Annotated in this window: 20 protein-coding genes and 3 tRNA genes; 3 read left to right on the forward strand and 20 right to left on the reverse strand. The window is 70.8% G+C overall.

Annotation, left to right across the window (positions count from 1 at the left end; genetic code table 11):
• Positions 1-31: 31 nt before the first annotated feature.
• The 12 genes from rpoB to ACIO5E_RS26285 form a co-directional block, all read right to left on the reverse strand.
• Positions 32-3,508, reverse strand: coding sequence for a DNA-directed RNA polymerase subunit beta (gene rpoB, locus ACIO5E_RS26230; RefSeq protein WP_280675208.1), 3,477 nt, complete (start codon positions 3,506-3,508; stop codon positions 32-34).
• Positions 3,509-4,207: 699 nt separating this feature from the next.
• Entirely contained in the window at positions 4,208-4,591 is a 384-nt protein-coding gene (gene rplL / locus ACIO5E_RS26235; protein ID WP_400672127.1) for a 50S ribosomal protein L7/L12, read from the reverse strand.
• A gap of 88 nt (positions 4,592-4,679) precedes the next feature.
• Positions 4,680-5,243, reverse strand: coding sequence for a 50S ribosomal protein L10 (gene rplJ / locus ACIO5E_RS26240; RefSeq protein ID WP_063348937.1), 564 nt, complete (start codon positions 5,241-5,243; stop codon positions 4,680-4,682).
• A 358-nt stretch (positions 5,244-5,601) separates the two neighbouring features.
• Positions 5,602-6,477 (reverse strand): hypothetical protein, encoded by an 876-nt coding sequence (locus tag ACIO5E_RS26245; protein ID WP_400672130.1) that lies wholly within the window; start codon positions 6,475-6,477, stop codon positions 5,602-5,604.
• A gap of 73 nt (positions 6,478-6,550) precedes the next feature.
• The gene (locus ACIO5E_RS26250) at positions 6,551-7,492 is read right to left on the reverse strand and encodes a hypothetical protein (RefSeq protein ID WP_400672132.1); all 942 of its coding nucleotides are present in this window, start codon (positions 7,490-7,492) and stop codon (positions 6,551-6,553) included.
• Between the two features lie 99 nt (positions 7,493-7,591).
• On the reverse strand, positions 7,592-8,431 hold the full coding sequence (locus ACIO5E_RS26255) for a hypothetical protein (protein ID WP_400672135.1): 840 nt from the start codon (positions 8,429-8,431) through the stop codon (positions 7,592-7,594).
• Between the two features lie 111 nt (positions 8,432-8,542).
• Positions 8,543-9,328, reverse strand: a complete 786-nt coding sequence (locus tag ACIO5E_RS26260) for a hypothetical protein (protein ID WP_400672137.1) — start codon at positions 9,326-9,328, stop codon at positions 8,543-8,545.
• Positions 9,329-9,498: 170 nt separating this feature from the next.
• Entirely contained in the window at positions 9,499-10,221 is a 723-nt protein-coding gene (gene rplA, locus ACIO5E_RS26265; RefSeq protein ID WP_400672139.1) for a 50S ribosomal protein L1, read from the reverse strand.
• A 77-nt stretch (positions 10,222-10,298) separates the two neighbouring features.
• Positions 10,299-10,733 carry a 50S ribosomal protein L11 gene (gene rplK / locus ACIO5E_RS26270; protein WP_360226157.1) on the reverse strand — a complete coding sequence of 145 codons (435 nt, stop codon included), beginning with the start codon at positions 10,731-10,733 and terminating at the stop codon, positions 10,299-10,301.
• 165 nt (positions 10,734-10,898) lie between these two features.
• Positions 10,899-11,783, reverse strand: a complete 885-nt coding sequence (nusG, locus tag ACIO5E_RS26275) for a transcription termination/antitermination protein NusG (RefSeq protein ID WP_400672142.1) — start codon at positions 11,781-11,783, stop codon at positions 10,899-10,901.
• 211 nt (positions 11,784-11,994) lie between these two features.
• Positions 11,995-12,354 carry a preprotein translocase subunit SecE gene (secE, locus tag ACIO5E_RS26280; RefSeq protein WP_400672144.1) on the reverse strand — a complete coding sequence of 120 codons (360 nt, stop codon included), beginning with the start codon at positions 12,352-12,354 and terminating at the stop codon, positions 11,995-11,997.
• Between the two features lie 147 nt (positions 12,355-12,501).
• Positions 12,502-12,574 (reverse strand) — tRNA-Trp (locus ACIO5E_RS26285).
• A 284-nt stretch (positions 12,575-12,858) separates the two neighbouring features.
• On the opposite strand from ACIO5E_RS26285, the gene ACIO5E_RS26290 reads away from it, so the two are divergent.
• Positions 12,859-14,106: a pyridoxal phosphate-dependent aminotransferase gene (locus ACIO5E_RS26290; RefSeq protein ID WP_400672147.1), complete on the forward strand. Its 1,248-nt coding sequence runs from the start codon at positions 12,859-12,861 to the stop codon at positions 14,104-14,106.
• 110 nt (positions 14,107-14,216) lie between these two features.
• Positions 14,217-15,281, forward strand: a complete 1,065-nt coding sequence (locus tag ACIO5E_RS26295) for an adenosine deaminase (RefSeq protein WP_400672149.1) — start codon at positions 14,217-14,219, stop codon at positions 15,279-15,281.
• Here the strand turns inward: ACIO5E_RS26295 and ACIO5E_RS26300 are convergent.
• From ACIO5E_RS26300 to ACIO5E_RS26335, 8 genes are all read right to left on the reverse strand, one after another.
• The gene (locus tag ACIO5E_RS26300; RefSeq protein WP_400672150.1) at positions 15,271-16,356 is read right to left on the reverse strand and encodes a UDP-N-acetylmuramate dehydrogenase; all 1,086 of its coding nucleotides are present in this window, start codon (positions 16,354-16,356) and stop codon (positions 15,271-15,273) included. The two genes, ACIO5E_RS26295 and ACIO5E_RS26300, sit on opposite strands and share 11 nt — an antisense overlap.
• A 25-nt stretch (positions 16,357-16,381) precedes the next feature.
• The gene (locus ACIO5E_RS26305) at positions 16,382-17,824 is read right to left on the reverse strand and encodes an MFS transporter (RefSeq protein WP_400672330.1); all 1,443 of its coding nucleotides are present in this window, start codon (positions 17,822-17,824) and stop codon (positions 16,382-16,384) included.
• A 210-nt stretch (positions 17,825-18,034) separates the two neighbouring features.
• Complete coding sequence (locus tag ACIO5E_RS26310) at positions 18,035-18,622, reverse strand: TetR/AcrR family transcriptional regulator (protein ID WP_400672332.1); 588 nt, start codon at positions 18,620-18,622, stop codon at positions 18,035-18,037.
• Between the two features lie 114 nt (positions 18,623-18,736).
• The gene (locus ACIO5E_RS26315; protein WP_280675234.1) at positions 18,737-19,159 is read right to left on the reverse strand and encodes a MaoC family dehydratase; all 423 of its coding nucleotides are present in this window, start codon (positions 19,157-19,159) and stop codon (positions 18,737-18,739) included.
• A 5-nt stretch (positions 19,160-19,164) separates the two neighbouring features.
• Positions 19,165-19,623 carry a MaoC family dehydratase N-terminal domain-containing protein gene (locus ACIO5E_RS26320; protein WP_400672153.1) on the reverse strand — a complete coding sequence of 153 codons (459 nt, stop codon included), beginning with the start codon at positions 19,621-19,623 and terminating at the stop codon, positions 19,165-19,167.
• Positions 19,624-19,780: 157 nt separating this feature from the next.
• Positions 19,781-19,945: a 50S ribosomal protein L33 gene (rpmG, locus tag ACIO5E_RS26325; protein ID WP_006604855.1), complete on the reverse strand. Its 165-nt coding sequence runs from the start codon at positions 19,943-19,945 to the stop codon at positions 19,781-19,783.
• 83 nt (positions 19,946-20,028) lie between these two features.
• Positions 20,029-20,101: transfer RNA gene (locus ACIO5E_RS26330), tRNA-Met, on the reverse strand.
• Between the two features lie 43 nt (positions 20,102-20,144).
• A tRNA-Thr gene (locus ACIO5E_RS26335) sits at positions 20,145-20,217 on the reverse strand.
• 287 nt (positions 20,218-20,504) lie between these two features.
• Here ACIO5E_RS26335 and ACIO5E_RS26340 point away from each other — a divergent pair.
• Positions 20,505-21,776 carry a hydrolase gene (locus ACIO5E_RS26340; RefSeq protein WP_400672155.1) on the forward strand — a complete coding sequence of 424 codons (1,272 nt, stop codon included), beginning with the start codon at positions 20,505-20,507 and terminating at the stop codon, positions 21,774-21,776.
• Positions 21,777-21,877: the final 101 nt, after the last annotated feature.

The raw sequence follows: 21,877 nt of genomic DNA on the forward strand, positions 1-21,877 counted from the left end.
CCGGCTGCGCGGGCAGCCGGCCCAACCTCCGTCAGACCTCTTCGACGCTGCTCGGCTCGCGCCGGGACAGGTCGATGCCGAGCTCCTCGGCGGCGCGGAACACGTCCTCGTCGGAGTCCCGCATCTCGATGGACTGGCCGTCCGAGGACAGCACCTCCACGTTGAGGCAGAGCGACTGCATTTCCTTGATGAGAACCTTGAAGGACTCGGGAATGCCGGGCTCGGGGATGTTCTCGCCCTTGACGATGGCCTCGTAGACCTTCACACGGCCGAGGACGTCGTCGGACTTGATGGTGAGCAGCTCCTGCAGCGCGTAAGCAGCGCCGTACGCCTCAAGGGCCCACACCTCCATCTCACCGAAGCGCTGACCACCGAACTGCGCCTTACCACCGAGCGGCTGCTGGGTGATCATCGAGTACGGACCGGTCGAACGGGCGTGCAGCTTGTCGTCGACCAGGTGGTGCAGCTTGAGGATGTACATGTAGCCGACCGAGACCGGCATCGGGAACGGCTCGCCGGAGCGGCCGTCGAACAGCCGGGCCTTGCCGGTGGAGTTCACCAGGCGCTCACCGTCACGGGTGAGGGTGGTGTTGTCCAGCAGGCCGGTGATCTCGTCCTCGCGGGCGCCGTCGAAGACCGGGGTGGCGAGGTTGGTGCCGCCCTGGACGGTGTCGGCGCCGATCGCCTGGAGGCGCTGGGCCCACTCGTCGGCGAGGCCGGAGACGTCCCAGCCCTGCTTCGCGAGCCACCCGAGGTGGATCTCCAGGACCTGTCCCGGGTTCATTCGGGACGGGACACCCAGCGGGTTGAGGATGATGTCGACCGGGGTGCCGTCCTCCAGGAACGGCATGTCCTCGACCGGCAGGATCTTGGAGATGACGCCCTTGTTGCCGTGGCGGCCGGCGAGCTTGTCACCGTTGGTGATCTTGCGCTTCTGGGCCACGTAGACGCGCACCAGCTGGTTCACGCCCGGGGGAAGCTCGTCCCCCTCCTCGCGGTCGAAGACGCGCACGCCGATGACCTTGCCGGACTCACCGTGCGGCACCTTCAGCGAGGTGTCGCGGACCTCGCGCGCCTTCTCACCGAAGATCGCGCGGAGCAGGCGCTCCTCGGGGGTCAGCTCGGTCTCACCCTTCGGGGTGACCTTGCCGACGAGGATGTCGCCGGTGACGACGTCGGCGCCGATCCGGATGATGCCGCGCTCGTCGAGGTCGGCGAGGACCTCCTCGGAGACGTTCGGGATGTCCCGGGTGATCTCCTCGGGGCCGAGCTTGGTGTCACGGGCGTCGACCTCGTGCTCCTCGATGTGGATCGAGGAGAGGACGTCGTCCTGGACGAGGCGCTGCGACAGGATGATCGCGTCCTCGTAGTTGTGACCCTCCCACGACATGAACGCCACGAGCAGGTTCTTGCCGAGGGCCATCTCGCCCTCGTCGGTGCACGGGCCGTCGGCCAGCACCTGGTTGACCTCGACCCGGGCGCCCTCGTCCACGAGCACCTTCTGGTTGAAGGCGGTGCCCTGGTTGGAGCGGGTGAACTTGGCGGCGCGGTACGTGGTGTACGTGCCGTCGTCGTTGGCCACGGTGACGTAGTCGGCCGAGACCTCCTGGACGACACCCGACTTCTCGGCGGTGATGACGTCCGCGGCGTCGACGGCGCAGCGGTACTCCATGCCGGTACCGACCAGCGGAGCCTCGCTCTTCAGCAGCGGCACCGCCTGGCGCATCATGTTCGAGCCCATGAGCGCGCGGTTGGCGTCGTCGTGCTCGAGGAACGGGATCATGGCGGTCGCGACCGACACCATCTGGCGCGGCGAGACGTCCATGTAGTCGATCTCGGTGCCGGGGATGTAGTCGATCTCGCCGCCACGGCGGCGGACCAGGACGCGCGGCTCGGCGAAGGTCAGCTCCGCCGTCAGCGGGGCGTTGGCCTGCGCGATGACGTAGCGGTCCTCCTCGTCGGCGGTCAGGTAGTCGACCTGCTCGGTGACGACACCCTCGATGACCTTGCGGTACGGGGTCTCGATGAAGCCGAAGGCGTTGACCCGGCCGTACGAGGCCAGCGACCCGATCAGACCGATGTTCGGGCCTTCAGGGGTCTCGATGGGACACATGCGCCCGTAGTGCGAGGGGTGCACGTCACGGACCTCGAAGCCGGCGCGCTCACGGGAGAGACCACCGGGGCCGAGGGCCGACAGACGACGCTTGTGGGTCAGGCCCGACAGCGGGTTCGTCTGGTCCATGAACTGCGACAGCTGGCTGGTGCCGAAGAACTCCTTGATGGAGGCGACGACCGGCCGGATGTTGATCAGGGTCTGCGGCGTGATCGCCTCGACGTCCTGGGTGGTCATGCGCTCGCGCACGACGCGCTCCATCCGGGCGAGACCCGTACGGACCTGGTTCTGGATGAGCTCGCCGACGTTGCGCAGGCGGCGGTTGCCGAAGTGGTCGATGTCGTCGACCTCGACCACGATGTCGCGACCGGTCTGGTCGTTCCACTCGGTCTCACCGGCGTGCAGCTTCACCAGGTACTTGATCGCACCGATGATGTCGGGCTCGGTGAGCACGCCGGAGTCCAGGGACTCGGCGTTGCCCAGCTTGCGGTTGACCTTGTAACGGCCGACCTTGGCGAGGTCGTAGCGCTTCGGGTTGAAGTACAGGTTCTCCAACAGCGTCTGCGCCGCCTCGCGCGTGGGCGGCTCGCCCGGGCGCAGCTTGCGGTAGATGTCCAGCAGCGCGTCGTCCTGGCCCTGGGTGTGGTCCTTCTCCAGGGTGTTGCGCATGGACTCGTACTCGCCGAACTCCTCGAGAATCATCTCGTTGGTCCAGCCGAGCGCCTTGAGCAGCACGGTGACGGACTGCTTGCGCTTGCGGTCGATGCGGACGCCGACCATGTCGCGCTTGTCGATCTCCATCTCCAGCCAGGCACCACGCGAGGGGATGACCTTGCAGGAGTAGATGTCCTTGTCGGACACCTTGTCCAGGGTGGAGTCGAAGTACACACCCGGGGAGCGGACGAGCTGCGACACGACGACACGCTCGGTGCCGTTGATCACGAACGTGCCCTTGTGGGTCATGAGCGGGAAGTCGCCCATGAAGACCGTCTGAGACTTGATCTCACCGGTCTCGTTGTTGGTGAACTCGGCCGTGACGAAGAGCGGGGCCGCGTACGTGAAGTCACGGTCCTTGCACTCGTCAATGGAGTTCTTCGGCGGCTCGAAACGGTGGTCGCGGAAGGTCAGAGACATCGACCCGCTGAAGTCCTCGATCGGGGAGATCTCCTCGAAGATCTCCTCCAGACCGGACTTGGTGGGGACGTCCAGACCGTTCTCCAGCGCCTCCTCGACCCGGGACTTCCAGGCCGCATTGCCGAGCAGCCAGTCAAAGCTCTCGGTCTGCAGGGCCAGGAGGTTCGGTACCTCGAGGGGCTCCTTGATCTTCGCGAAGGAGACGCGGAGCGGGGCGGTGGATGCGGCGGAATTGTTCGAGGCGTTGCGCGGCGCGGCCAAGAGGGGGGTCCTTCCGAGGGCTCGGAGCTCACTACGCGCGTACCAGCCGGGCCTAACTGGGCTTGGTCCCGCCTCCCTCGCCACTGGCCTCCGCCGGGATCGAAACCCAGGTCAGAGCCGCTTTGCGGAGGCGATGCCAGACCCCTTCAGGGCAACGCAAACTCCGGGCGACGAGTCACGGAGCAGCTAACAGGCAGCGCAAAGGGACAGTGTAGCCAAAGGGCACACTGCTGTCCAGCTCTGATTCGGAAACCGAATCGGAGACTCCTCCCGGTAGCCGGCGGACGCGTACGCCCACCGGGTACTGCACCGGCCCGGGCACTGCCCGGGCCCCATAACTCACGTGGAGTCATTTCCCGCCTGAGCCACTGGTTATGCATCCAGCGGCAAACCAACCGGGCGGACTCGCGCCTTGAGAATCGCGCGCCTCGCCGGGTTCGTCAAGGGCCCGCAGGCGGTGCGGACCTCGACCCGTTCATCGGCCGGGCGGCCCCCGGCGTTACAGAAGCCGTGGTGGGGGCCACCGTCGATGACGGTGATCACCATACCCGCCCGCACCGACGCTGCCGAGTGGGCTCTCGGCCACACCGGTGGTTCCCGGCCGTACGGCGGCCCTGGGCCTGGAACGCGAAAAGGCCGGGCCGACCACCCGCAAGGGTGATCGGCCCGGCCTCAGGCCCCCTCAGAGGGGGCGAGAAGTCACTTGACGGTGACCTTGGCGCCGGCACCCTCAAGGGCGGCCTTGGCCTTCTCGGCAACGTCCTTGGCAACCTTCTCCAGGACCTTGGCACCAGCGGTGTCAACGAGGTCCTTGGCCTCCTTCAGGCCGAGGGAGGTCAGGGTGCGCACCTCCTTGATGACCTGGATCTTCTTGTCGCCAGCACCCTCGAGGATGACGTCGAACTCGTCCTGCTCGGCCTCGGCCTCGGCCGGGGCACCGGCAACGCCGGCGGCGGCAACGGCGACCGGGGCGGCGGCGGTGACGTCGAACTTCTCCTCGAAGGCCTTCACGAAGGCGGCCAGCTCGATGAGGGTGAGCTCCTCGAACTGCGCGAGCAGCTCGTCCTGGGACAGCTTCGCCATGATGGCGTCCTTCCACTAAATCGGCAGGTGGTGCCGTATGTACGGGTTGGGCGGGCACGGGCCCGCAGCGAGGCGTGAGCCTGCCGAATTACTCGGCGGCGGCGTCCTCGGCGGCGGGAGCCGGCGTACCGGCACCGCCCTGCTCGACCTTGTCGCGCAGCGCGTCCACAGTGCGGACGAGCTTCGACGGCAGGGCCTGGAAGAGCGCGGCAGCCTGGGACTGCTTGGCCTTCAGGGCACCCGCCAGCTTGGCGAGCAGCACCTCGCGGGACTCGAGGTCCGCGAGCTTCTTGATCTCATCGGCGGACAGCGCCTTACCGTCAAGGACACCGCCCTTGATGATGAGAGCGGGGTTCTCCTTGGCGAAGTCACGCAGAGCCTTCGCCGACTCCACCGGGTCACCGGTGACGAAGGCGACAGCCGTCGGACCGTTGAACAGGTCGTCGAGCTCCGAAATCCCGGCCTCGTTGGCCGCGATCTTGGTCAGCGTGTTCTTCACCACGGCGTACTCGGCGTTCTCGCCGAGCGAGCGACGCAGGGTCTTAACCTGCTTCACCGAGAGACCGCGGTACTCGGTCAGCAGCGCCGCGGAGGAGCCACGGAACTTGTCCGTGATCTCGGCGACGGCAGCAGCCTTGTCGGGCCTTGCCATAGGCTTACGCCTCCTTCCGTGATGTCGAAGTCCGGCCGACCGCGAAAGTCGACCATTCACGCCTCGAACCAACCGGACGGAAGGAAAGCCCCTGCGGAAAAGCAGATGAGCCCCGGTGCGCAGGCGCACGGGGCTCGGTACGACCTCAACGGGCATGCGCGCTAACGCGGACCCGGAAGTCGAAGCTCCAGACACACCTGCGCGGGCTGACTGCGACGAAGCGCAGATCCTTCGGCCACCGGTTCCCTTGCGGGGCACGGCGACAACCAGCGGTCTTTGGCTTCGGTAACACTAACCGGACTCGCCCGTCCGGGGCAAATCGCCCCCGACCGGCCGGGATCGGCCGGGGCGGACCGGCTCAGCGGGCCAGCGGGGAGACTGTCCGGGTACCGGTGTCCACGGTGTCCGACTCGGCCGGAGCCTGCACCGAGAGCAGGGCGCCGGCGAAGTCGGAGTAGAGCACCGAGTCGTCCGCCTGGCCGCTGTCCCCGCTGCCGGTGCGCTGCAGCTTGACCAGCTGGTCCTTGTCGTTGAGCCAGAGGTCCAGGGTGAGCGAGAGCGAGCCGCCGGGGGCCAGCGCGGCCCGCAGGCCGTCCCGGCGGGACTGGGTCAGCTGGGTCTGGGCGGCCGCGTAGCGCTCGGCGGTGGTGGTGACCCGGTAGTGCTCGACCGTCGAGTCCTCGAACTTCTCCTCGCCGACGAAGCGGGCGTCCGCCCCGTCGACGGTGGCGGCGGCCAGCGCCTCGACCGGGTTCAGCAGGTCGATCAGCCCCGCGTACGGGACCTCCTTGTGGCCGTCCGGGTCGGGCGGGACGGCGAAGCGCTCCCAGTGCCGGCCGCCCTGGCGGGCCGCGGTGGCGGCGTCGCCGCCCTGGTAGGCGACGGTGTCCACGACGATCAGCTGTTCGGCGTCGGCCGGAGTGGAGCGCTTGATCTGGAGCGCCGTCTTGGGCTGCCAGAACAGCGGCCCGGATCCGGCGTCCGCGCCCAGCCGGTAGCTGACCTTGGCCCGGCGGGCGGTCTGCATGGCCAGCTGGGCGGAGAGCAGGACACCGTGCGGCGAGCGGTCGGTGGGCTTGGCCGGCCCGCTCGGCGAGGCGCTGGTCGGGGTCGAGGTCGGAGCCGGGCTGCTGGACGGCGTGGACGACGCGCCGCCGCCCCCGCCGCATCCGGTCAGCCCGCTCGCCAGCAGGACGACCGCGGCCAGCGCCGCCAACCGCTGCCGTCCCGCCATCGTCTGGTTCCTCCTCGCCCGGGTGCCGCGCCGGCGGCCCTGTCTCCCGGCCACCTTGCCACCCGGGCCCGGGTCAGCTGGTGGCGCCCCCCTTGCCGAGCTTCGCCAGCTCGGCCGGTTCCACCGAGTCGGACGCGTCCGGCGCGGTCGTGGTGACCGGAGCCCCGTAGTCCGAGTAGGTGACGGTGGCGGCGAACGCGCCGGCCTTGGTGTCTGCCTGCTCGCTCCGCTTGACCACCAGCTGGTCGGCGTCGACCCACACGTCGATCTGCTCGCTGCTGATGCCGGCCGTGTCCAGGTTCTGCTTGATCTGGTCCGCCTGCTCCTGGGTCAGACCCTTGCCGGTGGCACCGACGATGTCGTTGGCGCTGAGCTCGCCGGTGTAGTGGGTGGCGGCCTTGCCGTTCACCGTCTCCTGGCCGACCTCGGACACCTTGCCGGTGGCGATGAGCGTCCGCACGCCCTGGACCGGGTCGGCGTTCTTGAGCTGGTCGGTCGCGCCGCCGGAGGCCTTCGCCTGCTCGGCCTTGCTGTAGCGCAGCCAGTGCCGGCCGCCGAGGGCATCGACCGCGTCCCCACCGAGGCGCAGGTACATCGCGTCCTTGGTGAAGCGGTACGGCGCCGACTGGCCGCCGGTCACGGGGGCGAGCATCTTGCCCAGCGGGGAGCCGGACAGGTCCATCGTGACGTCGCCCTGGAGGCCGTCGGCCCAGGAGACCGCGCCCCTGCCCTTCATGGTGACCTGGCCGATCGTGATCACCTCGTCGATCTTGGCGGACTTCGCGGCGCTGGTCTTCTGGCTGACCTGCTCCAGGAAGACCGCCGGGGCCACCTTGGCCGGCGGCGCGCTCGGAGCCGGCGTTGTAGCGGCCGCCTCGGTGGTCGGCTGCGCGGCCGCGGCGGTGGTCGGCGCCGGGGCGGCGCCCTTGCCGTCGTCGTTGTTGTTGCACGCGGTCGCGGTCAGCGCCAGAGCGGCGAGGACGACGGCGACGGCGGTCTTGCGGGTTCCAGCCATGGTTCCCCCCTTGAGGATCCCCGGCGCGGTGCGCGCCCGGGGCTTCAGCCGGTTGGTGCGGTGGAGCCCGGTGGGCTCCGGTCTTCGGTGCGGAGCGGATCAGCCGAGCAGCTTGAGGATGTCGGTGTCGCTGCCCAGGTCGGTGGCGGCGGGCGCCTCGATCCTGGCCGCCTTGCCGAGGTCGGAGTACTTGACCGTGACGGCGTCGTGCTCGCCGTTCTTGTCGCCGTACTCCTGGTACTGGACGAGTTCCTGTCGGCCGTTGAGCCAGAAGTCGACGGTGAGGGTCTTGCCGTCCACCTCCAGGGACTTCTGGACGGCCGTGCGCTGGCCGGCCGACAGCGCCGGCATCCCGGCCACCACGGCGGAGGCCTCCTCGACCGCCCGCAGGTGGGTGACCTGGACGCCGTCGAGGCTCTCCTGGCCGACCTTGACGGGCTTGCCGCCCTGGGCGGCGAGGGTGAGCTGGACGACCGGGTTGACCATCTGGCTCATCAGCAGGACGCTGTCGCCGAGTTCGTTCGAGGCGGGCAGCTTGAGCCAGTGCTTTCCGCCCATGGCCGCGGCCTCGGCGTCGCCACCGCCGAGGTAGCCGTCGGTCCCGATCACCCGGAACCGGGTCTTCTTGGTCTCCACCTCGCCGGTCAGGTCGACGGCCATGCGGCTCGGGTCCTTCCAGTCGGCGTCGCCGTTGCCCGCGGTGTGGGTCGAGCCGTCCGGGGCGATCATGGTGACCTTGCCGTTGCCGGCCTTCTGCATCACCAGCGCGGCGGTGGCCAGCGCGGTCCTGGGGTCTCCGGTCAACGCCGCGGCCGCCGCGTCGCCGCCCTTGGCACCGCCGCCCGTGGCGTCCGCGGCGCCCTTGCTGCCGCAGGCGGTGGCGGCACCGAGCAGCACCGTCGCCGTGACGACGGTCGAGGCGAGGCGCGCAGCACGCATGAAGTCCCCCGTGAAATCCGAACGATCCGACGAAGAGCCGATTTTCAGCTTCTTCTCACGCGGACTCTAACGGATCACCAGATGCCCCACGCACCGGATATGCCCGTCCCGTCACCCGTCCGCGGCCGGGGACTCGTCGCCCACCCCGGGGGCCGAGACATCCGTCGTGGTCACCGTGGTTCCGGCACTCCCCCGGGCCGTCGCACGCAGCCTCAACAGCCGCTTGCCGGGCCCGACCCAGACGTCGTAGCCGATCGCCGTCACCCCCCGCTGCCGGTACCAGTCGACCACCGCGGCGAGCCGCTCCGGGGTCAACTCCTTGTCGTCGCTGAAGTATTCGGCCACCGGCGCGGAGCCCTGGTAGTGCGCGACGGTCATCCCGGCCAGCTGCTCGCCGCCGAGCGAGCCGAGCTTCCCGGTCTGCGCGATCGCGTACGCGCGGCTGCCCGGGTTGGTGACCAGTCCGGTCATCCAGCCGCCCGCGTAGCCGCCCGGACCGGTGGCCGACCGCGAGTCGAGCGACTCGGCACTGTCCCGGTCCGCGTGCCTGGGCTGGGCGCCCTGGTAGCTGAGGTCGAGCTCGCCGTTCCGGGCGGTCAGCTGCCCGGTGCCCCGCTCGTCGGTGACGGTCAGCGCGGCCTCGTCCCGGGGGCCCCAGACCAGCGTGCCGCTCGCGGTGCGCCGGCCGGCCGGGCCCTCCTCGACCACGTCGATCCGGGCGCCGCCCGCGTCGTCCAGCGCCTGGGCGGCGGCGAGCACCACCTGCCGGGGCGGCACGGCCGCGGCCTCGCCGCCGGGGGTCCGGGTCCCCGGAACGGCCAGCAGGCTGCACCCGGTGGTGGCGCCGAGCAGCAGCAGGGTCGCCGCCGCGACGGCGGGGCGAAGGGTGGGCGGCACGGCACACTCCGACGGTCACACGTTCTGCACATGATCTGACCGGCAGAGCGTACGACGCTCCGGGCAACCGTTCCCATCCGCCCCCGTCCCCACGGGAAACGACGGCGGGCCCGCACCCCCGGCGAAGGGGGTACGGGCCCGCCGTGCGGACTGCTTCAGAGCCGATCGGCTCAGACCGCGGCCGGGTCCTCCTCGACGAGGAGGTTGCGGGTGCGGTTCGGGTCCACCGGGATGCCGGGGCCGATGGTGGTGCTGATGGCGGTCTTCTTGATGTAGCGGCCCTTGGCGGCGGACGGCTTGGCGCGGAGCACCTCGTCCAGCGCGGCGGCGTAGTTCTCGACCAGCTGCTCGTCGGTGAAGGAGGCCTTACCGATGATGAAGTGCAGGTTCGAGTGCTTGTCGACGCGGAACTCGATCTTGCCGCCCTTGATGTCGTTGACAGCCTTGGCGACGTCCGGGGTCACGGTGCCGGTCTTCGGGTTCGGCATCAGACCACGGGGACCGAGCACGCGGCCGAGGCGGCCGACCTTGCCCATGAGGTCCGGGGTGGCGACGACGGCGTCGAAGTCCAGACGGCCCTTGGCGACCTCGTCGATCAGCTCGTCGGAGCCGACGATGTCGGCGCCCGCAGCACGCGCGGCCTCGGCACGGTCACCGGTCGCGAAGACCAGGACCCGAGCGGTCTTACCGGTGCCGTGCGGGAGGATCACGGTGCTGCGGACCATCTGGTCGGCCTTGCGCGGGTCGACGCCCAGACGCATGGCGACCTCGACGGTGCCGTCGAACTTGGTGGTGCTGGTCGCCTTGGCGAGGCGGATGGCCTCGAGGGGGGCGTAAAGGCGCTCGCGGTCGACCTGAGCGTCCGCGGCCTTCAGAGCCTTGCTGCGCTTCACTGCTGCTCCTGAATGGTGATGGGAGTCGTGGTAGCACGGGCCTGCGCAGGCCCTACCACAGGGACGAGAAGGGCTGATCAGCCCTCGACGGTGATGCCCATCGACCGGGCGGTGCCGGCGATGATCTTCTCCGCCGCGTCCAGGTCGTTGGCGTTCAGGTCGGGCATCTTGGTCGTGGCGATGTCGCGGACCTGGGCGCTGGTGAGCTTGGCGACCTTGGTCTTGTGCGGCTCGCTGGAGCCCTTGTCGATACCGGCGGCCTTCAGGATGAGGCGCGCGGCCGGCGGCGTCTTCGTGATGAAGGTGAAGGAACGGTCCTCGTAGACCGTGATCTCCACCGGCACGATCATGCCGCGCTGCGACTCGGTCGCAGCGTTGTAGGCCTTGCAGAACTCCATGATGTTGACGCCGTGCTGGCCCAGCGCGGGGCCGACCGGCGGCGCCGGGTTGGCCGCACCGGCGTTGATCTGGAGCTTGATAAGCCCCGTGACCTTCTTCTTCTTGGGAGGCATGTCTCTCCGGGTCCTTCCGAGAGGTGATTGCTGGTGTGTGCGGAACCGGGGCGACACCCGGCCGCCAGCACACACATCGAACCAGGCTAACGCCTTCGCGTCGCTGGACCAAAACGGATCCGGGGCAGGGCCCTCGGCCCCGCCCCGGATCCGAAGACCGTGGGACTAGTTCTTCTGGATCTGGTCGAAGGAGAGCTCGACCGGGGTCTCCCGGCCGAAGATCTCGACCAGGCCCTTGACCTTCTTCGAGTCGGGGTTGATCTCGTTGATGGTCGCCTGCAGGGTCGCGAACGGGCCGTCGGTGACGGTGACCGAGTCGCCGACCTCGAAGTCCAGCACCTGGATCTCGCTCGGCTTGACCGGCGAGGGCTTGCCGGCCTCCTTGGCCGCCTGGCGCTCGACGTCCGGGGCGAGCATCTTGACGACCTCGTCCAGGGTCAGCGGGTACGGGTCGTAGGCGTTGCCGACGAAGCCGGTGACACCGGGGGTGTTGCGCACGACGCCCCAGGACTCGGGGGTGAGGTCCATGCGCACCAGGACGTAGCCGGGGAGCTTGTTCTGGCGGATGGTCTTGCGGTCGCCGTTCTTGATCTGGACGACCTCCTCCTGCGGCACCTCGGCCTGGAAGATGTACTCCTCGACGTTCAGCGAGACGGCGCGCTGCTCCAGGTTCTGCTTCACCCGGTTCTCGTAGCCGGCGTAGGTGTGGATCACGTACCACTCGCCCGGCATGAAGCGCAGGTCCTCGCGGAACTTGGCGACCGGGTCGACCTCGACGGCCTCCTCGGCCTCGACCTCGACCTCGGCCTCCTCGGCGGCCTCCTCGACGGCGGGCTCCACGTCGCTCTCCACGTGCAGCGCGGCCTCCTCGGCGGGCTCGCCGGCCTCGGCCTCGTCGTACGCCTCGACCTCGTCCTCGTCGCTGTCCGCGGCGTCCACGATCTGCTCGGCGGACTCGGCTTCGTCAGCCAGCTCGGCCGCGTCCAGCTCGGCGGCGACATCCGCCTCGCGGACGGTCTCGTCGGCGTCGTACAGGGGGGACTCAGACACGGTGGCTGCTTCTTTCCTGGAGATGGTGAAGGTGGCGCGCTCCGGGGCCGCCTCCGGCGGGCTGCCGCTCGCGCGGGCGCCAGGAAGAGGACTCGGAGACTTCAACAGTACCGAGTCCACGGTAGCGGCCGCGTACAACCGGCGCAGACAGCACGACCCGGGCCGAGGATCGGCCCGGGTCGGGAGGCTGTTTCGAAGGGGGACGGCCAGGTCAGCCGAACACCAGGAGGCTCAGCTTGGAGAGGCCGTAGTCCAGGCCGGCCACGAAGGCCATCACGACCACGACGAACACGACGACGACGGTCGTGTAGTTGGTGAGCTCACTCCGGGTGGGCCAGACGACCTTGCGCAGTTCGGCGATGATCTGGCGGTAGAAGAGGGCGGTCCGGGCGAACACGCCCTTCTTGGCCCGCTTGCCGGCCTTCTTGTCGCCCGCGCGGGCGGCCCGCTTGCGGTCGCGGCGCGAGAGCGCCTTCTCCTCGCCCTCCGCAGGCGTGGTCTCGGCAGCGCCGTCGGCCCCCTCGGGGTTGCCGCTCTCAGGCGTTGCGGTGGAGCCCGTGGTCTCCGTCACTCGTCCTCACCTGAATCCGGGTCCTGCCGAGCGTCCCGTCACCCGATGGGGCACGAACGTCCGGCTAAAAACGGTGCTGATCGGCGCCCTCTCCGCGTCAAGCCCGCTCGCTCTGTCGAGCGAACGGGCTGAAAACGGATCAAGCAGCAGGGCAAGAGGGACTTGAACCCCCAACCGCCGGTTTTGGAGACCGGTGCTCTACCAATTGAGCTATTGCCCTACGGGGCCTCGCGGCTCCGTAGCGACCAACCTACCGCATCTCCCCCCGCTGTCTGCACAGCTGGCGGAAGCTCCGGTCTTTTTCGGCGGGCCGTCGAGCAGTGAGTGTACGTGGTCGAGGGGTGTTTGGTCGAACCTCTTCTTCCGCGGGCCCTGGTCGCCCGGCATATGTCCGGCATGCCCGCATGATCACCGGCGGATCGGCGGATGCCGCCATGTGGACGGACCGGTACGGATGGTGAAACCGCGCTGCCCGGTCCGTCCCGGTTCTGCGACGATGCAGGCATGAGCGCTTCCACCCCGCAGCCCGACCGTTCCATCCGCCCCGCCGACCGCCGGGTCTCCGCCCGGGTCGGCGCGATCGCCGAGTCCGCGACCCTCGCCGTGGACGCCAAGGCCAAGGCCCTCAAGGCGGCCGGCCGTCCGGTGATCGGCTTCGGCGCAGGCGAGCCGGACTTCCCCACCCCGGACTACATCGTCGAGGCGGCCGTCGAGGCCTGCCGCGACCCGAAGAACCACCGCTACACCCCGGCGGGTGGCCTGCCCGAGCTGAAGGCCGCGATCGCCGCCAAGACGCTGCGCGACTCCGGCTACGAGGTGGACGCCTCCCAGGTGCTCGTCACCAACGGCGGCAAGCAGGCGATCTACGAGGCGTTCGCCGCGATCCTGGACCCGGGCGACGAGGTCATCATCCCGGCCCCGTACTGGACCACCTACCCGGAGTCGGTCCAGCTCGCCGGCGGTGTCCCGGTGGAGGTCGTGACCGACGAGACCACCGGCTACAAGGTCTCGGTCGAGCAGCTGGAGGCCGCCCGCACCGAGAACACCAAGGTGGTGCTCTTCGTCTCGCCGTCCAACCCGACCGGCGCGGTGTACACCGAGGCCGAGGCCGAGGCGATCGGCCGCTGGGCGCTGGAGCACGGCCTCTGGGTGCTCACCGACGAGATCTACGAGCACCTGGTGTACGGCGAGGCCGCCTTCACCTCGCTGCCGGCCCTGCTGCCCGAGCTGGCCGACAAGTGCGTCGTGGTCAACGGCGTCGCCAAGACCTACGCGATGACCGGCTGGCGGGTGGGCTGGGTGATCGGCCCCAAGGACGTGATCAAGGCCGCGACCAACCTGCAGTCGCACGCCACCTCGAACGTCTCCAACGTCGCCCAGCGCGCCGCGATCGCCGCCGTCAGCGGCGACCTGTCCGCGGTGCACGAGATGCGCACCGCCTTCGACCGCCGCCGCCGGACCATCGTGCGGATGCTCAACGAGATCGAGGGCGTGTACTGCCCCGAGCCGGAGGGCGCGTTCTACGTCTACCCGTCCGTCAAGGGCCTGCTGGGCAAGGAGATCCGCGGCAGGCGCCCGCAGAGCTCCGGCGAGCTGGCCTCGCTGATCCTGGACGAGGCCGAGGTCGCGGCCGTCCCGGGCGAGGCCTTCGGCACCCCCGGCTACCTGCGGTTCTCCTACGCGCTCGGCGACGCCGACCTGGTCGAGGGCATCGGCCGGCTGCAGAAGCTGCTCGGCGAGGCCCGCGACTGACCCGGGTTCCCGCCGGCCCGCCGACGCGTGGCAGCCGCCCTCTTTCACCCCTTCGGGGGACGGAAGGAGGGCGGTTCCCGTTTGGGGGCCCGATGCGGCAGTATCGGCGAATGGAACGCCTGTTGAACCCGCGAGACGTCAGGGACCTTCCGAAGGCCCACCTGCACCTGCACTTCACCGGCTCGATGCGCCCCGCCACCCTGCTGGAGCTGGCCGACAAGCACGGCGTCCGGCTGCCGGAGGCGCTCAGCTCCGGCGAGCCGCCGAAACTGCGGGCCACCGACGAACGCGGCTGGTTCCGCTTCCAGCGCCTGTACGACACCGCCCGCTCGGTGCTGCGGGACGAGGAGGACATCCGCCGGCTGGTCCTGGAGACCGCGCAGGACGAGCGGCGGGACGGCTCCCGCTGGCTGGAGATCCAGGTCGACCCGACCTCGTACGCACCCCGGCTGGGCGGGCTGATCCCCGCGCTGGAGCTGATCCTGGACGCGGTGGAGCACGCCGCCGAGGCCACCGGGGTGGGCATCCGGGTGCTGGTCGCGGCGAACCGGATGAAGTCCCCGATGGACGCCCGGACGCTGGCCCGGCTCGCCGTCCGGTACGCCGACCACGGCGTGGTCGGCTTCGGCCTCTCCAACGACGAGCGCCGCGGCCTCGCCCGGGACTTCGACCGGGCCTTCGAGATCGCCCGCAAGGGCGGGCTGCTGGCCGCCCCGCACGGCGGCGAGCTGGCCGGGCCCGAGTCCGTCCGGGACTGCCTGGACGACCTGGGCGCCGGCCGGATCGGCCACGGCGTCCGCGCCGCCGAGGACCCCCGGCTGATGGCGCGGCTGGCCGACCGCCAGATCACCTGCGAGGTCTGCCCGTCCTCGAACGTCTCGCTCGGCGTCTACGAGCGCCCCGAGGACGTGCCGCTGCGGCGGCTGTTCGACGCCGGTGTGCCGCTGGCGCTGGGCGCCGACGACCCGCTGCTGTTCGGCAGCCGGCTGGCCGCCCAGTACGACCTGGCCCGCGACGTCCTGGGCTTCAGCGATGCCGAACTCGCCGAGCTGGCACGGCAGTCCGTGCGCGGCTCGCGCGCACCGGAGGCCGTCCGCAAGGAGTTGCTGGCGGACGTCGACGCCTGGCTGGCCAACGGTGCGGCCGCCCAGGACGGGGCCGTCCCTAGAGCTTGACCCCGATCATCACCGGCTCGTTCACCAGCTCGACCCCGAAGGCCTCGCGGACGCCGTCCCGGATCTCCCGGGCCAGCGCCAGCAGGTCCTCGGCGGTGGCCGAGCCGCGGTTGGTGAGCGCCAGGGTGTGCTTGGTGGAGAGCGTCGCCGGGCCGTCGCCGTAGCCCTTGCCGAAGCCGGCCCGGTCGATCAGCCAGGCGGCCGAGGTCTTGGTGCAGCCCTCCGACGCCGGGTAGGCGGGGGCGTTCTCGGTGCCCGGGCGGGTGCGGAAGGACTCGTACTGCGCGGCGGTGAGCACCGGGTTGGTGAAGAAGGAGCCGGCCGACCAGGTGTCGTGGTCCGCCGGGTCCAGCACCATGCCCTTGCCGGAGCGCAGCCCCAGCACCGCGTCGTACGCCCGCTCCAGCGGCACCCGCTCGCCCTGCTCGACGCCGAAGTGCCGGGCCACCTCGGCGTACTTGACCGGGGTGGAGAGGCCGTCGTGGTCCGCCAGGGCGAACCGCACCCGCAGCACCACGTAGCGGTCCGGCTCGGCCTTGAAGCGGCTGTGCCGGTAGGAGAACGCGCACTCGGCGTTGGTGAGCGTGACCACCGCGCCGGCCGTGCGGTCGTAGGCGACCACCTCGGTGATCGACTGGGCGACCTCCTGGCCGTAGGCGCCGACGTTCTGCACCGGCGTGGCGCCGGCCGAGCCGGGGATGCCGGCCAGGAACTCGACGCCCGCCAGGCCGTGCTCGCGCACCGTACGGGTGACCGCCTCCGACCAGACCTCGCCGGCCGCCAGCTCCAGCACGGTGCCGTCCAGGGCGAAGCCGGTGGTGGCGATCCGCAGCACGGTGCCGGGGAAGCCGGCGTCGCCGATCACCAGGTTGGAGCCGCCGCCGAGGACCAGCAGCGGCTCACCGGCCGTGTCGGCCTCGCGGACGGCGGCGATCACCTCGTCGTCGGTGTGGGCGGTCACCAGGCGGCGGGCCGGGCCGCCGAGCCGGAGCGTGGTCAGCGGGGCGAGGGGGGCGTCGTTTTCTACCAGCACGCCCACCAGCGTACGGGGCGGGGCGGCGGGCCCGCCGGGCACCGGCGCGCCGCCCCCGACCCGCCGGTCAGACCTTCGACGCCTCGGCGGGGACCGGCTCCGCCGCAGGCTGCTCGGCGTCGGCGGCCGCTACGGCCTTGCCCGTCCTGTCGGCCGCAGCCTGCGTGGCGTCCACAGGCTCGGCCGCCGCGGGCTTCGCCTTGCGCGGGAGGAGCATCGCGCACACGGCCGCGACCACGACCACCCCCGCGCCGACGTACAGCGCGGGCACCAGCCCGTCGACGAAGGACTGCTCGGACGTGTACCCGCCCTGCGCCGAGAACACCGCCGAGAGGACGGCCACCCCGAGCGCGCCGCCCACCTCGCGCAGCGCGTTGTTGGCGCCGGAGGCGATGCCCTGCTCCTCCGGCCGGACGCTGTCCATCACCAGGGCGGCGGTCGGGGCGAAGTACAGCGACATGCCGATGCCGCAGATCACCACGGCGGGGATCTCGGCGCCGTAGTCGTAGCCCGTGGTGCCGCCGGTGATCGCCGCGTACATCGCCAGGCCGGCGCCCTGCAGCAGGAGCCCGGTGACCACGATCGGGCGGCCGCCGAACCGGTCGGCCAGGATGCCCGCGATCGGGGCGACGATCAGCGGCATCCCGGTCCACGGGAGCATCCGGATGCCGGCCTCCTGCGGGCTGTAGCCGCCCACGGTCTGCAGGTGCTGGCTGATCAGGAAGATCGAGCCGAACATGCCGAGGAACATCAGCAGGCCGGACGCGTTGACGGCGGAGAACGCCCGGCTGCGGAACAGCCGCATCGGCAGCATCGGGTGCTTGGCCCAGCGCTGCTCGTACAGCACGAAGGCGGTCAGCAGTGCGACGCCGGCGATCAGCGAGCCCAGCACCAGCGGGCTGGTCCAGCCGTTCGGGTTGCCGCGGATCAGGCCGAGGACGACGCCGAACAGGCCCAGGCTGACCAGGACCGTGCCGGCCACGTCCAGGGCCGGGCTGGCGCCCCGGCTCTCGCGGAGCTTGAGGGCGGAGAGCGGTACCAGGACGAGGCCGACCGGGACGTTCACCCAGAAGATCCACTGCCAGGAGAAGTGCTCGGTGAGCGTCCCGCCGACCAGCGGCCCGGTGGCGACGGCCAGGCCGTTGACGCCCGCCCAGATGCCGAAGGCCAGTCCCCGCTTGGCCGCCGGCACCGCGGCGGTGAGCAGGGTGAGGGTGAGCGGCATCGACACCGCGGCGCCGGCGCCCTGGACGGCGCGGGCGGCGATCAGCGAGCCGATGTCCGGCGACAGGGCGGCCGCGGCGGAGCCGACGGTGAAGAGCGTGAGCCCGACCAGGAAGATCCGGCGGCGGCCGAAGCGGTCGCCGAGCGCGGCGCCGAACATCAGCAGGACGGCGAAGGCCAGGGTGTAGGCGCTGACCGTCCACTCCAGGTCGGACAGCCCGCCGCCGAGATCCTCGCGGATGGACGGCAGCGCCGTGGTGACGACCAGGTTGTCCAGGCTGGCCATGAAGCCCGCGACGCTGGTGATCACCAGCGTCCAGACGCCGGTCCGCCCCAGGCCTGGCGGCTCGGGCCGTTCCGCCGCCGCCCGCCGTTCCGTCTTCTCCGGTTTCTCCGACATGACGTCCCCCACTTCCCCTCTGGATAGTTATTGATCAATAACTTCTGTGGGCCGAAAAAGGGCCGCGCGGACGCCGCCGCACGGCCTCTCCCCGGCCTAGGACTCGCCCTGCGGCTCGCCCTGTTCCCCGTCGCGCTCCTCGCCCTGCGGCTCGTCCGGCGGCCCGAAGCCGTCCCAGATCCGGTGGTCCCTGGGGTAGCCCAGCGCCACCAGCGTGTTGATCAGCATCCCGTACGCCATGAACGCGGTCGCGTCCTCGGTGTCGCCGCCCAGCCGGATCCTGATCCGGTCGAACAGTTCGAGCCAGCCCGCCCGGGCGGCCTCGCCGATCTCGTCCTCGTCCGCCGTTTCGCCGGCGAACACCGAGACGTAGAGCTGCATCTGCATCATGAGCTGCTCGCGGTCCCCGACCAGCCCCAGGTAGGCGCGGGACATCGCCACGCCGGCCGCCTCGCCGGTCAGCCCGGCCGAGGCCTCGTCGAAGACCTGCCAGGTCTCCTCGATGCAGCGGTCGGCGGCGGCCTTGAAGATGGCCTGCTTGCTGGGGAACAGCCGGAACAGGTACGGCTGCGAGACGCCCACCCGGCGGGCGATCGTCTCGGTGGAGGTCCCCCGGTAGCCGCTCCTGGCGAACTCGATCATGGCGGCACGGATGACGCTCTCGCGCCGCTCCTCCGCACTCATCCGCATGCTCGCCCTCGCCATGGAAGTCAAGTTAGTGGCCAATCACTATCTTCGCAAGGCCGACGGGCGCGGCGGGAAGCCCGCCGAACGGGCCCCGCCGCGGCCGGACGCGCCTCAGGCGAGCCGGACGACCGCCCTCGACATCCCGAGCACCTTCTGCCCGCCCGTGGTGGCCAGCAGGTCGACCTGCACCCTGCGGTCGTCCAGCAGCTTGGCGACCTTGGCCGAGACCTCGACCACCGCGCCGACACCGTCGTTCGGCACCGGGACCGGACGGGTGAAGCGGACGCCGTACTCGACCACCGCCGCCGGGTCGCCGACCCAGTCGGTGACCACCCGGATCGCCTGGGCCATGGTGAACATGCCGTGCGCGATGACGTCCGGCAGGCCGACCTCCAGCGCGAACTTCTCGTTCCAGTGGATCGGGTTGAAGTCGCCGGAGGCGCCCGCGTACCGCACCAGGGTGTCGCGGGTCACCGGAAAGGACTGCGCCGGCAGCTGGGTGCCGACCTCGACCTCGTCGTAGCTGATCGCCATCGTGCTCACTCCCCCGTCTCGTCGGCGGCCCGGGCCACCAGCGTCATGATCGACGTCACCACGTGCTCGCCGATCGCGTCCGACACCTCGCCACGCACGGTGAGCACGTCGTTGCCAGCCAGCGACTTGATGTTGTCGATGGTCACCGCGACCGTCAGCCGGTCGCCCGCCAGCACCGGGCGGGAGTACGAGAACTTCTGGTCCCCGTGCACCACCCGGCTGTAGTCCAGGCCGAGCTCCGGGTCCTCGACCACCTGGGCGGCCGCCCGGTAGGTGATCACGAACGGGAAGGTCGGCGGGGCGATCACATCGGGGTGGCCCAGCGCCTTCGCCGCCTCCGGGTCGGTGAACGCCGGATTGGCGTCCCCGATCGCGATCGCGAACTCGCGGATCTTCTCCCGGCCGACCTCGTACGGCTCGGTGGGCGGGTAGGTCCGCCCGATGAAGGAGGGGTCGAGTGCCATGGGGGCAGCTCCTCGGAAGCGCGGTGGATCCGGCGGCCGTTGCCGTCGGCGGGGTGCGCATGGGTGCATACGCGAAAAACTCCGGGCCGCACCCCCTGAGGGATGCGGCCCGGAGCTCAAGACCTGATTCACACAGGCCCGATGCCCTGCGAAAGGGTCAGCGGGTCTCGCGGTGCGCGGTGTGCGAGTTGCAGCGGGGGCAGTGCTTCTTCATCTCAAGACGGTCCGGGTCGTTACGCCGGTTCTTCTTGGTGATGTAGTTCCGCTCCTTGCACTCCACGCAGGCCAGCGTGATCTTCGGGCGGACATCGGTGGCAGCCACGGGAGTGCCTTCCTTGGACAACGAATAAGAACACAACAAGAGTAGCCGACCGGGAGTGCGATCTCCCGACCGACTACGCGGGGTAGCGGTGACCGGACTTGAACCGGTGACACAGCGATTATGAGCCGCTTGCTCTACCAACTGAGCTACACCGCCACGGTGATCCGCAGCACAGTGGCAACTGACTGCTTTTCACCAGAGCCCCCATGCGGAATCGAACCGCAGACCTTCTCCTTACCATGGAGACGCTCTACCGACTGAGCTATAGGGGCGAACGAGGAAGAGATTACACGTTCCGCGCCCAGAGGTGAAATCCGTATCCCGACGCGAAGACCGCAGGTCGGCGAGGTGCACGGACGAACGATCCGAGGCCCCGCGTTCGACCGGCCTCCCGGCCGCACGGCCCGACCCGATACGACTATTGCCCGCCTCCCGGCGCCCCGCCCCCGCGCGCCATAGGCTCGACCCTCGTTGATCGGGACGGCCCGGGAGATCAGGACGACCTGGGATCGGGACGGTCCGGCCGACCGGACGGGCCAGCGCGGGAAGGGAGCCGGCGATGGACAGCGCAGCCGCCGACGGGCCGCACTCGGGGCCCGGCCCGGCGGCCAACCCGCTCGGGCACGGACCGATCCTCCTGCTCACCGGCGCCCGACTGGCCGACGGACGGGTGGTGGACGTCCGGATCAGCGGCGACCGGATCCAGGCCGTCGGCACCGTCGGCAGCCTCGGCCCGCTGCCCGCCCTGCCCGGCGCGCCCACCGTCACCACCGGCGCCCGGATCGACCTCAAGGGCTACCTGCTGCTGCCGGCCCCCGCCGAGGCGCACGCCCACTACGACGCCGCCTTCTCCGCCGCGCTGCCCACCCCGCCGCCGGACACCCCCACCGACCTCACCCGCCGGGTCACCGAGGCCGCGCTCACCTCGCTCGGCTACGGCGCCACCGCCCAGCGCACCCACGTCCGGATCGGCGACGTGCACGGGCTGCGCCGGCTGGAGGCGGTGCTCACCGCCCGGCAGGCGCTGCGCGGCCTGGCCGAGCTCCAGGCGGTGGCGATGCCCCGGCTGCTCACCGGCCGGGCCGGCGCGGACGGCCGGGCGCAGCTGCGCGACGCGCTCAAGCTGGGCGCCACCGCGGCCGGCGGCTGCCCGGAGCTGGACCCCGATCCAGCCGGGTACGTCCAGGTGCTGCTGGAGGCCGCCCGGGAGGCGGACTGCCCGGTGGACCTGCACACCACGGCCGGCGATCCGGCCCAACTCGCGCGATTGGTCGGCGCGTTGGCGCCACTGCGGCCGCGGGTGTCACTCGGGCCGTGCGGGGCACTGGCCCGGGGCGCGTCGACGGTGCTGGCGACCGGCGGGGTGCGGGTGGTCTGCCTGCCGCAGAACGGCGGCTGCACCGGCCTGGAAGGCCGGTCGGCGGGGATGCGACCGGGCCTGCTGCGGGAGTTGACGGAGGCCCGGGTGTCGCTGGCGGCCGGCAGCGGCGCGCTGCGGGACCCGTCCAACCCGGTCGGCCGGGCGGACCCGCTGGAGTCGGCGTACCTGCTGGCGGCGGGTGGGGAGCTGGCTGTGGACGCGGCGTACGACGCGGTGGCGAACCAGGCCCGGGCGGCGCTCGGGCTGCCGCCGGTCCGGGTGGACGCCGGGTTCCCGGCGGAGCTGCTGGCGGTGCGCGGGGACAGCCTGGCCGGGGCGCTCGCGGGCGGGCACAGCCGGCTGGTGGTGCACAGCGGCCGGGTGGTCAGCCGGACCAGCGCGGTGCGGGAGTTCGCGGACACCGTGGCGCTGGCGCTGCCCCGGCAGTCCGGGAGCACCGGCGGGGGCTGACGGCTGCGGGGAGGAGTCGACGGGGGAAATTCAAGGGGCGCGCGACTGATGTCGCGCGCCCCTCCCCCACCTGCTGGCCGCCGTCGGACGGCGGCTGGAGC

Source organism: Kitasatospora sp. NPDC087314 (assembly GCF_044744365.1).
Lineage (GTDB): Bacteria > Actinomycetota > Actinomycetes > Streptomycetales > Streptomycetaceae > Kitasatospora.

What these genes read in the sequence shown, in the direction of transcription:
- rplL (WP_400672127.1), bottom strand. Translation starts at nt 4,591, where the DNA reads ATGGCGAAGCTGTCCCAGGACGAGCTGCTCGCGCAGTTCGAGGAGCTC.
- rplJ (WP_063348937.1), bottom strand. Translation starts at nt 5,243, where the DNA reads ATGGCAAGGCCCGACAAGGCTGCTGCCGTCGCCGAGATCACGGACAAG.
- ACIO5E_RS26245 (WP_400672130.1), bottom strand. Translation starts at nt 6,477, where the DNA reads ATGGCGGGACGGCAGCGGTTGGCGGCGCTGGCCGCGGTCGTCCTGCTG.
- ACIO5E_RS26250 (WP_400672132.1), bottom strand. Translation starts at nt 7,492, where the DNA reads ATGGCTGGAACCCGCAAGACCGCCGTCGCCGTCGTCCTCGCCGCTCTG.
- ACIO5E_RS26255 (WP_400672135.1), bottom strand. Translation starts at nt 8,431, where the DNA reads ATGCGTGCTGCGCGCCTCGCCTCGACCGTCGTCACGGCGACGGTGCTG.
- rplK (WP_360226157.1), bottom strand. Translation starts at nt 10,733, where the DNA reads ATGCCTCCCAAGAAGAAGAAGGTCACGGGGCTTATCAAGCTCCAGATC.
- ACIO5E_RS26290 (WP_400672147.1), top strand. Translation starts at nt 12,859, where the DNA reads ATGAGCGCTTCCACCCCGCAGCCCGACCGTTCCATCCGCCCCGCCGAC.
- ACIO5E_RS26295 (WP_400672149.1), top strand. Translation starts at nt 14,217, where the DNA reads ATGGAACGCCTGTTGAACCCGCGAGACGTCAGGGACCTTCCGAAGGCC.
- ACIO5E_RS26305 (WP_400672330.1), bottom strand. Translation starts at nt 17,824, where the DNA reads ATGGCCAGCCTGGACAACCTGGTCGTCACCACGGCGCTGCCGTCCATC.
- ACIO5E_RS26310 (WP_400672332.1), bottom strand. Translation starts at nt 18,622, where the DNA reads ATGAGTGCGGAGGAGCGGCGCGAGAGCGTCATCCGTGCCGCCATGATC.
- ACIO5E_RS26315 (WP_280675234.1), bottom strand. Translation starts at nt 19,159, where the DNA reads ATGGCGATCAGCTACGACGAGGTCGAGGTCGGCACCCAGCTGCCGGCG.
- ACIO5E_RS26320 (WP_400672153.1), bottom strand. Translation starts at nt 19,623, where the DNA reads ATGGCACTCGACCCCTCCTTCATCGGGCGGACCTACCCGCCCACCGAG.
- ACIO5E_RS26340 (WP_400672155.1), top strand. Translation starts at nt 20,505, where the DNA reads ATGGACAGCGCAGCCGCCGACGGGCCGCACTCGGGGCCCGGCCCGGCG.